This window comes from Bacteroides coprosuis (assembly GCF_020741705.1).
Taxonomy (GTDB): domain Bacteria; phylum Bacteroidota; class Bacteroidia; order Bacteroidales; family Bacteroidaceae; genus Bacteroides_E; species Bacteroides_E coprosuis.
The window spans coordinates 1-10,056 of sequence record NZ_DYYK01000139.1 but is presented as its reverse complement, the minus strand read 5'-3'; the positions used below and the strand labels follow the sequence as shown (position 1 = coordinate 10,056).

Sequence of the window (10,056 nt, the reverse complement as noted above, 5' to 3'; positions counted from 1 at the left end):
ATTTGACAAATCTCTTTGATAAGGCTAAATTCAAAAATGACAAAGATCGATGCGGTTCAAGTGAACCAAATTTATTTAATTTTTAATCGTCCACATTTTTAGTGGACACTAATGATATAAAATATTTAGTTGTTAATGTCTTGTGTTACATATAAGTATAGTTCATTATTCTGCCTTCTTTCGTAATTGTTGCTTCTAAATTTTCACAGGAGTGTTTAGATTTTAATACTTATCTAATTAGCTATTAGGTTTTTATAAGAGTGTTTATTGTTGGTTATTTAGAATGTATAAGTAACATTTTATGACTAAAAAAAGTGATAATTATAAAATTATGGCTATTTTTGTAAACAAGGAGATCATATTATTGTAATTTTAGATATGTGATTGCTGTCTAAATATCACTCGAGTAAGAGAGTAAAATAGAATGTTAAATAAATAAAGAATTAATCATGATGCACAAATCGCACAAAATGCATAGGCTTTTTTTAGGATTAGTAATAATTCTAGCCTCTACATTTACAGCCCATGCACAAAAGGCTGCTTTAAAAACTAACTTGTTGTACGATGCTACAACAACATTTAACTTAGGAGCTGAATTTGGCTTGTCACCTAAATGGACTTTGGATGTTTCTGCAAACTACAATCCATGGACATTTAATGATAATAAAAAGTGGAAACATTGGTTTGTTCAGCCTGAAGCTCGTTATTGGCTATGTGAAAAATTTAATGGTCATTTCTTTGGCTTCCATCTTCATGGAGGACAATATAATGTAGGTCATATTGATACATCATTTAAATTTTTAGGAAATGATTTTGAAGCACTTAAAGATCATCGATTTGAAGGATGGTTTGTGGGAGCAGGTATTGGTTATGGATACTCTTGGGTGTTAGGTAAACATTGGAATATTGAAGCTGAAATAGCTTTGGGTTATGCATACACAAGATATGATAAGTACAAGTGTGGAACTTGTGGTAGCAAAGTAGGTAAAGGTGTACATAATTATGTAGGTCCTACAAAAGCTGCTTTATCGTTAGTTTATGTATTTTAAATTAGAAAAATAACAAGAATGAAAAAGTTTTTATATATAACACTGCTTTTATTGGGAGTTGCAGGATTTAGTAATGCCCAGACAGTCTTAGATGGCAAGGCTGAAGTATCTAATGTCGAAATTAATCGAGATGGCAAGCAGTTAAAAATTAGTATGGATGTAAATGCCACTCCTGCTGTACTAAAATCAAATGAAGAATTACAACTTACGCCAAGGTTGACAGGTGTAAATACTCATAAAGATCTTCCTACAATTATAGTTGCTGGTCGTAAAAGTATGATTTATAGAGAGAGAAATCCTCAATACTTTCAAGAAGAAAATAATCAGTTAGTAGTTAGGAAAGACAAGAAAAATCCTCAAGTTATTAATTATGTAACTTATACCGATTTTGAACCTTGGATGAATGGAGCTGATTTAGAGTTAGTAGAAAATGCTTGTGGTTGTTCAACTACATTATTAACTAGTAATGAACATAAATTAGATCGTTTTTTATTACCTCCAGTGGTATTAAAACCATTATTGAGTTATGTTGAACCCGCTGTAGAAAAACAAAAAAATAGATCTATTGAAGCTTCTGCATATTTAGATTTCCCTATTAATCAATATACAATACGTCCTGAATATAGAAATAATAATGCTGAGCTTTCTAAGATAAAAGAATCTATTAATCGTATTATTGAAGATGGTGATATCAACGTTTCTTCTATTAAATTAACAGGTCATGCTTCACCAGAAGGTTCTTATGCTGGAAATGAAAGATTAGCTCGTTTAAGAACAGATGCATTAAGAAAATATTTAATATCTGTATTCCCTAAGGTACAACCAGGTATTTTTGCTGCTGATTATGTTGCTGAAAACTGGGATGGTTTGGTGAAGATGTTAAATGAATCAACTTCATTCTCTTATAAAGAAGATGTGATGAATATAATTAACAGCACAACTGATTTAGATTCACGTGAACGCAAGATTAGAGCTCTTGATGGTGGAAAAGCATTTAAAACACTATTGAGCGATTTCTTCCCTGCTTTGAGAAATACAAACTATGAAGTGAAATATATCGTTAGAGATTTTACTCCAGAAGAAGCTAAAGAAATTGTATGGTCTAAACCACAAAAACTTTCATTGGAAGAAATATACTCAGTAACTAAGCTTTACCCATCAGATAGTAAGGAATATGGTGAGTTATTTGAAATAGCTGTACGTATGTACCCTACAGATGTTATTGCTAATTTAAATGCATCTACAAATGCTTTATTGGTTAAAGATACAGATAAAGCTAAGTTATATCTAGATCGTTTATCTGATGCTAAGAAAGATGGAGTTTATTATAATAATCTAGGTGTATATTATTTACTTACTGAACAATATACTCAGGCTGAAGATAATTTTAATAAGGCTATAGCTCTAGAATCTGCTAATGCAAAAGAAAATTTAGATATTTTAAAAGCAAAAGTAGAAGAGATTCAATTGATGAAGAGATAAAAAGTTTACTCTTATTTAATAAATGGAAGAGGCTGTCTTGTGATAGCCTCTTTTTTTATATCAGTGTACTTTATTAAACTCTAAATCTATCATTAAAACTGCAAATATGGTGTTCTTATGATCTATAGGGATTAAAGAATAGTTGTAATTAGTCTGTATTAGCTAATCTATAGTCTAGTATTTAGCTCTGACTATTCATTGGTATTATTACTATTTCGTCAAGCGTTTGCTTTGTACATCTATTTGGATGAGTAGTACCCACAGATAAGAAGTAGGTTGTAAGAAAATAGTCCTTGTTTTTTCTAAAATAACTTTTAACACAATAAGTTAGATAGGGTAGAATACAAAAATAGGATTGCCATTTTTGGTAATCCTATTTGATATAAAGTTGCTTGAAAAAACTTTATTCTATTGGTTCTCCTTTATAAAAGTTTAGAATCTTAGTTCTAAATAAATACTCATATTTAGCTTGTATTAAATCGGATTCTGCTTTCATTAAGTTTATTTTAGCCTCATTGAATTCAATATTATTAGCTTTTCCTACTTCATATTTTTCCTTCATAAGTGTAAAGCTTTCATTATTTGCTTCTTGAGCTGATTTACTAGCTTGGAATTTAGCTTCAGCAGCTGTTGCGCTATACCAAGCTTGTTGGATCTCTTTGTACAGCGTTTTTTTCTGATCTTCTAGTTGTATCAATTGGTTATTGAGACTAAGCTTTGCAGCTCTAACTTGATTGCGTGTGGCAAAGCGGTTGAATATAGGGACGCTCAGGGAGAAACCTACATACTTATTTAGATTGTTGGATAACTGTCTTCTGAAGGCTTCAGAGTCTTGGCCTTGAATAGTGAAATATCCAGAACCTATATTAGCACTAAATGAAAGTTTGGGCATAAAACCACTTTGAGCCAACTTAATACTCCTTTTTGCACTTTCACTTCTTAATTGAGCAGCCTCAATTTGAGGTTTAAAGAGCAATGCACTTTCATAGATTTCTGTTGGTGCAGTAAGGTTATCAAAGCCAAGATCCCCATCTAAGGGTTGTATTCCAAAAAAATCAGGCGAAGGAAGTTCTAAAAGTTGTGTTAAGTCTAATAGTGCAATTTTATAATTATTTTGAGCTTCAACAAACTGCATTTCATCTTGTTTAAGTCTTGATTTTAACTCTGCAAGTTCTGCTTTGGATAGTTTGCCTAAGTTATATTGTTCGGTGCCTCGATCCAATTGTTCTTGGCTTAGAGTAATTTGGTTTTCAGCAACTTTAGTTATTTCTTGATTAAAAAGGACTTGAATATACTTTGATGTTACATTAATAGATAAATCTTCTTTAGCCTTTTTCAAGTCTGCTATTGCTGCTTTTAAATTGAGTTTTGCTAGAGCATATTGGTTTGGAATCTCTAACCCAGTAAAGAGTGGTACGCTAGTGGATAACCCAAAGTTTGCATTTGAAGTTTTTATATCCGTATAACTATTATCTACGGGAGAAGCTGAACGTCCCCAATTCCAGCCTTGACTGACATTCCCATTTAAATTGGGTAAGCGCGCCCACTTGTTCGTCTCTTTAGTTAGTTTATTTTCTTCAATAGCATTGTCCGCTTGCTTGATAGTCAGATTATTTTCTATAGCATAATCAATACATTCTTTCAAATTCCATGAAATAGGTTCTTGAGCAAATGTTGCAGTGAATAGAAATAGAAAAGCAGCTATTATTATATTTTGCTTAGAAAGTATCATAGCTTATTAATTTATAGGTAATCCTCTTAATTTTTCTTCTGTAGTTAATCCGTTTTTAACTTCAATATCAATACCATTACTTAATCCTACTAGTATTGATTTCTTTTCGAATTTCTGATTTTCTCCTGCTTGTACTTCTACCCACACAAAAGCACTATCATTAGACATCTCAACCACTCTTTCGGGTACGGTGAGTATTTGTGTTGCAGCATTTAAAACAATAGTTGCATTGGCTGAATATCCAGAACGAATAAATACAGAGTCGGGTCTTTCTACAGCTGCTTTAATTTCAAAGAGATTAGCTCCATTCTCTAGTTTTGCTTTAGGTGAAATATATTCTAGAGTCGCGTCAAAAACAAAGTTTTGGAGAGCCCCAATGCTTAGTTTTACATTCATACCTTCATGAACTTTACCAACTTCTGTTTCATCAATGTAACCTTTGAATATAAGATCATCCATATTGGCTACAGTAGCTATTGTTGTACCATCATTGAAGTTATTACTTAAAATTACAGAGTTTCCTTCTTTAATAGGAATATCAAGGATTAATCCATCAATTGTTGATCGGATTAGAGTGTTACTTAAATCTGCTTGACTTTTTGAAAATCCTTCTTTTACGATATCATAAGAGTCTTTTGCTGCTTGATACTCTATGCGAGCATTATCGATTGTAACCTTGTCTTTTTCGTATTCCTCTTTACTGATTAAGCCTTTTTCAAAAAGAGCTGTCATACGTTCATGATCTTTTTCTGCTTGCCTTAAATTCACCCTTGCAGTATTTACTCTGCTTTCTGTAGAGCTTAATTGTCCAAGTTCTGGTATTACTTTTACTCTAGCTATAATCTCATCTTTTTTTACTGTTTGACCTGCTTCTTTATATAGCTTATCTATAATACCTGATATTTGAGGTTTGATTAATACCTCATCTCTAGGTTCTACTGTGCCAGTAGCTACAGTAGATTTTTCTATATCTTTAACTTGAGGTTGTACCGTTTCGTACATTACCTTTTTAGGTTGCGACTTTTTATATAAGAAAACAAAAGTCTGAATAAAAAGCAGTCCAATGATTATAAAGACGGCATACTTAATATACTTTTTCATACTCTATTATAGATTTTAATTTTTTTATTCTTCTCGTATTGCATCAATCGGCTTTATAGCTAGGGCTCTGTATGCGGGAGCCATACCAGCCAAAATTCCAAGTAGTATCAGTGAAATGAATATGCCCATACTTAGTCCAAAAGATACTTGAAAACTAACATTTGAGGCATTCATTGCATTCACTATAGACTCTACTCCAGATAAAGATAATACCCCAATAACTAGTCCTGCTGTACCTGATAGAATGGTTATTACTATACTCTCCAATATGATTTGTCCTAATATATCTTGAGGTAGAGCTCCAATAGCTCTTCGGATTCCAAACTCGGTAGTCCTTTCTTTAACTGTTACCATCATAATGTTACTGACACCTATAATTCCAGCCATAAGGGTCCCTGCACCTACTAGCCATATTAGTAAATTAATTCCTAGCATAAGGCTGTTTACCATATTAAACATAGCCTCCGTATTTAGAAAGAAGATAGCTTGTTTATCGTTGGGTGCTATCATATGAGCTGTCTTTAGAGTAGATTCTATTTCTCCTTGTAAATCACTCATAGATTTATCTTTGTTTCCACTTAGTGCAATAAAATCAATCTCATCACCTTTATTATAAAGGGCTTGTAATGTGGTTAAAGGAAGTATAATCTGCTGTTCGGGATCACCGCCAAAGTTCATAGAAGAATCTCCTGCTTTAATGACTCCTATAACTTGATAATAGACACCTTGTATGCTGATAAAAGAGCCAGTAGGGTCTTCTCCTCTTGGAAATAAATCTACGTAAACTTGCGAACCCAATACACAGACTTTTCTAGATTCGGCTAAGTCAATATTGTTTATAAAGCGTCCATAACTTAAATTTTGCTTCTGTATGATATTAAAGGTGGGTTCTGTTCCAAGTAGTGACCCTGTACTTTTAAATTCATTATAAGTTGTTGTACCTCCCCATGTAATATAGGCTGGACAGACTATATCTATGCCTTCTATTTTTTTGAGGCGTTCAATGTCTTTATACTCTAATTTCCAGTTCCTTCCTTTTTGGAAACCTTTATAGGCTTCGGAGGTTCTTCTAGTCATTATAAAACTTGTGTTTTGGTTTGATCCTTCAAAGTTTTTAGACATAAAGGTTCTCAGTCCTTGCCCTAAACCTATAAGGACAATGAGCATAAAAATCCCCCAGAATACTCCGAAAGCGGTTAAAAGGCTACGGGATTTATTCCTAGCCAGTGTGATAAATATTTCTTCCCAACTATTTAAGTCAAATTTCATAGTCTAAGTGTTATCTAGCATTTAATGCATCCACAGGTTTTATTTTTACTGCTCTGCGTGCAGGAACGTAGCCTGCAATAGTTCCAGCTATAATTAGTGTCAATGTTGCTTGAATGGCTATACTAATATCTACAGTCGGATTTAAAAATACAGTTTGAGAGAAAGCTCCAGCGTCCATTACTTTAGTCCCCGCCACATGATTCATCCATTCTGTTGCTCCGATACCAGCTAACATTCCAAAATATCCAAAAAAAGTAGTAATGACGATACTTTCTGTGAGTACTAGTTTTAAGATAGAGGATGGCTTTGCCCCAATAGCTTTTCGTATTCCAAACTCTTTAGTCCGTTCTTTTACAGTGATAAGCATGATATTGCTAACTCCTACAACTCCACTTAAAAGTGTAAATATTCCGATAACCCAGATAGCTATGCTCAAATATTTACTAGCATTTTGTTGCTGTAAAAAATTAGAGAGTCTATTCCATATCCATACCGCTCTTTTATCTTGGGGATTGAAGTGATGTTCTTGAGCTAAAACAGATCTTAACTTCTCTTCTAATATTTCATTGTCCTTCTCTGATTGGATGTTTTTATTTAGAATAAATGAGCAATTGCTAAGTTCATCTTTATTATAAATAAGTTTTAGAGTTTGTAGAGGAACATATACGTTGGAATTGTCTCTAAAGCCGCCACCTTTGTAAACTCCCACAACTTGATAAGAGAGACTGTCTAAAGTGACTATTTGCCCTAAAGGATCTTTTGTATCGAATAAGATGGGTACAGCTTCTTCATGAATAACTATGCTCTTTCTATTTTCTTTTGTATCTATTTCATTAATAAATCTTCCTTGAATGATTTCTAGAGCCTCTGTTATTTGATAACTAGGATATACGCCTGCTATACGAGATAGAATAAAATCTTTAGAGGTTGATACGTTGTTTTGTATAGATATTTCTCCTCCTCCATTTTCGAGGTGTTCTCCTAATTTATCAATTAGAGTCTGAATATCTGCTTCCTTAAAAGTGATTCTTCTATCCCTTTGATATCCTTGAAAAGCCTCACTTGTTCTTCCTCCTCTGATAGAGATCGAACTTGTATTAAATCTTTGTATATTCTTTTCAAAGGCATTTAATAGACCATTACCTGCACCTAATAAAACAATGAGAATAAATATACCCCATGCTACCGCAAACCCTGTGAGAAAGGTTCTCAGTTTGTTTTTCTTAATAGATGCATATATTTCTTGAAAGAGATCAATCATATTTTTATTTGATATATCCGTCCATACTAAATGGCGAGTTAGATTGGAGTGTATTTTCTTCTATATTCTTGATGAGACCATCTTGGATGTGAATGATCTTTTCCGTTTGGTGGGCTACTCCACTTTCGTGTGTTACTACTACAATAGTTTGTCCTTGTTCATGGAGCTCTTTTAAAATTTCCATTACTTCAATAGAGGTTTTACTGTCTAAGGCCCCTGTTGGTTCGTCAGCTAAAAGGATTTGTGGTTGTGTTATTAAGGCTCTTGCTATAGCTACGCGTTGCTTTTGTCCACCACTCATCTCATTGGGCATATGATGTGCCCAATCTTTTAACCCTAGTCGATCTAAATATTCTAGTGCTAAAGCATTTCTCTTTTTTCTACTTATGCCTTGGTAGAATAGGGGGAGAGCTACATTTTCTACTGCATTTTTAAAAGTAATTAGATTAAAGGATTGAAAGATAAAGCCAATCATCTTATTTCTAAATTCAGCAGCTCTTTTTTCGCTAAGATTTTTAATTAAGACATCATTGAGAAAGTATTTTCCCTCATCATAAGTGTCAAGAATTCCCAATATATTTAAGAGAGTGGATTTACCTGAACCAGAGGCACCCATTATGGATACAAATTCACCTTTATTTATGTGTAAGTCTATACCTTTAAGCACATGTAAAGGTACAAGACCAGGGTAGGTTTTATGAACGTTTTCTAAGTGTATCACAGGTATTTATCTATGTGTTAATTTGTTAATTGTAAAGCAATATACCACAATAGTTATTCATTTGAAATATTTATTAATAATAAATTATCATTCTTTCTCTTTTAGTAATAAAAGGTAATCTATTGTATTTTAATGATATGATGTATTAACTCTAAAGAGGTTACACTTGTTTTGCTTTTTCTTTGTTTAGTATATAAATAATGAAGGCCCCCTATATTAAGAGATAAGTCTTCTTCGTTGTTTGCCAGTATGGTTTTATTTTAATAGGTCGAAACATTAAGTTTGACAGCTACCACAAGAAGAATAAGACTGAATTTGGTGGCTATTGTGGAGTGCAGACTGTTGTTGGGATAACAGAAAATAACCTCACGGAAGTGGCTTTTACGTAAGACAGTCCAGTTCACAAATACTTTCTCCTCTCTGTGAGTGAGAATTTAAAGATACCAATTATGGCTTCTGCTCTAAGCGTAACTGGTCTGATGTCTTAAAACAAGTTCATACTTACGATCTAGCTATAAATAATAGGTTAATAGGTCGTAGCAATAATATAGAATATTAAAACTGTAAAACTGCTCTTCGTTTGTTTGTCCGGGGCTAACTTAGAGACGTCAAACTTCCGGAGGTGAAGAAACATCTTCAAATATTGGATGAATGGTATAGATGTAGGCTTAGAATGTGTATATGGAAAAGGTGAAAGGAAGTGTAGATACCTTTGAATAATTGATTTAAATGTAGCCTTTGATAAAGGCTAGTCATGGTCAATTACCAGAAAAGAGTTATTGGTGTATAGTTACTAGCTTTATCCTTGAATAAAGATAATTTGAAAAGAGGCAATTATCCATTTTAGATGGATTGTTTTCGTAACTAAGAATTGCGTATGCCGAATAGTATATACGATGGGTATGAGAGGTCTAAAATAAAAGTAGGAGAAAACGATTTGTTTTCTCCTACTCAATTCTATATCTTTTTCTCTTAAGATAAGAAACCTAACAATATACCAGCTGCTACTGCTGAGCCAATCACTCCGGCAACATTTGGTCCCATTGCATGCATCAATAAATAGTTAGTTGGATCATATTCTAATCCTACAACTTGTGATATACGCGCAGAATCGGGCACCGCTGATACTCCTGCATTTCCTATAAGTGGGTTAATTTTGTTATCACCCTTCAAGAATAAATTGAAGAATTTAACAAATAAAACACCAGCTGTTGTTGCAATAATAAATGAGATAGCTCCTAATACAAATATTTTAATAGAGTCAAAAGTTAAGAACTCAGATGCTTGTGTAGAAGCTCCCACAGTTAGTCCCAATAAGATAGTAATTGTATCAATTAGTGGTCCACTTGCAGTATTAGCTAGACGTTTAGTTACTCCACTTTCTTTCAGTAAGTTTCCAAAGAAGAGCATACCTAGAAGAGGAAGTCCAGAGGGTACTAAG

General features: G+C 33.2%; 8 protein-coding genes. 2 read left to right on the top strand and 6 right to left on the bottom strand.

Going from position 1 to position 10,056, the window contains the following annotated elements; all coding sequences use genetic code 11:
- The first annotated feature begins 470 nt into the window (after positions 1 to 470).
- Both K8V80_RS08085 and K8V80_RS08080 read left to right on the top strand, forming a co-directional pair.
- Positions 471 to 1,049 (top strand): DUF3575 domain-containing protein, encoded by a 579-nt coding sequence (locus tag K8V80_RS08085; protein ID WP_276776872.1) that lies wholly within the window; start codon positions 471 to 473, stop codon positions 1,047 to 1,049.
- A gap of 18 nt (positions 1,050 to 1,067) precedes the next feature.
- The gene (locus K8V80_RS08080) at positions 1,068 to 2,531 is read left to right on the top strand and encodes a DUF3868 domain-containing protein (RefSeq protein ID WP_006745576.1); all 1,464 of its coding nucleotides are present in this window, start codon (positions 1,068 to 1,070) and stop codon (positions 2,529 to 2,531) included.
- A gap of 403 nt (positions 2,532 to 2,934) precedes the next feature.
- Here K8V80_RS08080 and K8V80_RS08075 read toward each other — a convergent pair whose 3' ends face one another.
- From K8V80_RS08075 to K8V80_RS08050, 6 genes are all read right to left on the bottom strand, one after another.
- The gene (locus tag K8V80_RS08075) at positions 2,935 to 4,263 is read right to left on the bottom strand and encodes a TolC family protein (protein WP_276776868.1); all 1,329 of its coding nucleotides are present in this window, start codon (positions 4,261 to 4,263) and stop codon (positions 2,935 to 2,937) included.
- A 6-nt stretch (positions 4,264 to 4,269) separates the two neighbouring features.
- Positions 4,270 to 5,364 carry an efflux RND transporter periplasmic adaptor subunit gene (locus K8V80_RS08070; protein WP_006745574.1) on the bottom strand — a complete coding sequence of 365 codons (1,095 nt, stop codon included), beginning with the start codon at positions 5,362 to 5,364 and terminating at the stop codon, positions 4,270 to 4,272.
- A gap of 24 nt (positions 5,365 to 5,388) precedes the next feature.
- Positions 5,389 to 6,633, bottom strand: coding sequence for an ABC transporter permease (locus K8V80_RS08065; protein WP_006745573.1), 1,245 nt, complete (start codon positions 6,631 to 6,633; stop codon positions 5,389 to 5,391).
- Between the two features lie 10 nt (positions 6,634 to 6,643).
- Positions 6,644 to 7,894, bottom strand: coding sequence for an ABC transporter permease (locus K8V80_RS08060; RefSeq protein ID WP_276776862.1), 1,251 nt, complete (start codon positions 7,892 to 7,894; stop codon positions 6,644 to 6,646).
- 4 nt (positions 7,895 to 7,898) lie between these two features.
- Positions 7,899 to 8,615 carry an ABC transporter ATP-binding protein gene (locus tag K8V80_RS08055; RefSeq protein ID WP_276776858.1) on the bottom strand — a complete coding sequence of 239 codons (717 nt, stop codon included), beginning with the start codon at positions 8,613 to 8,615 and terminating at the stop codon, positions 7,899 to 7,901.
- Positions 8,616 to 9,587: 972 nt separating this feature from the next.
- Positions 9,588 to 10,056, bottom strand: a 469-nt coding sequence (locus K8V80_RS08050; RefSeq protein WP_276776855.1) for a sodium ion-translocating decarboxylase subunit beta, incomplete at its 5' end; no start/stop codon positions are given.

Excerpts from the sequence above, each read along its gene's own strand:
- K8V80_RS08085 (WP_276776872.1), top strand. The coding sequence starts at position 471 with ATGCATAGGCTTTTTTTAGGATTAGTAATAATTCTAGCCTCTACATTT.
- K8V80_RS08080 (WP_006745576.1), top strand. The coding sequence starts at position 1,068 with ATGAAAAAGTTTTTATATATAACACTGCTTTTATTGGGAGTTGCAGGA.
- K8V80_RS08075 (WP_276776868.1), bottom strand. The coding sequence starts at position 4,263 with ATGATACTTTCTAAGCAAAATATAATAATAGCTGCTTTTCTATTTCTA.
- K8V80_RS08070 (WP_006745574.1), bottom strand. The coding sequence starts at position 5,364 with ATGAAAAAGTATATTAAGTATGCCGTCTTTATAATCATTGGACTGCTT.
- K8V80_RS08065 (WP_006745573.1), bottom strand. The coding sequence starts at position 6,633 with ATGAAATTTGACTTAAATAGTTGGGAAGAAATATTTATCACACTGGCT.
- K8V80_RS08060 (WP_276776862.1), bottom strand. The coding sequence starts at position 7,894 with ATGATTGATCTCTTTCAAGAAATATATGCATCTATTAAGAAAAACAAA.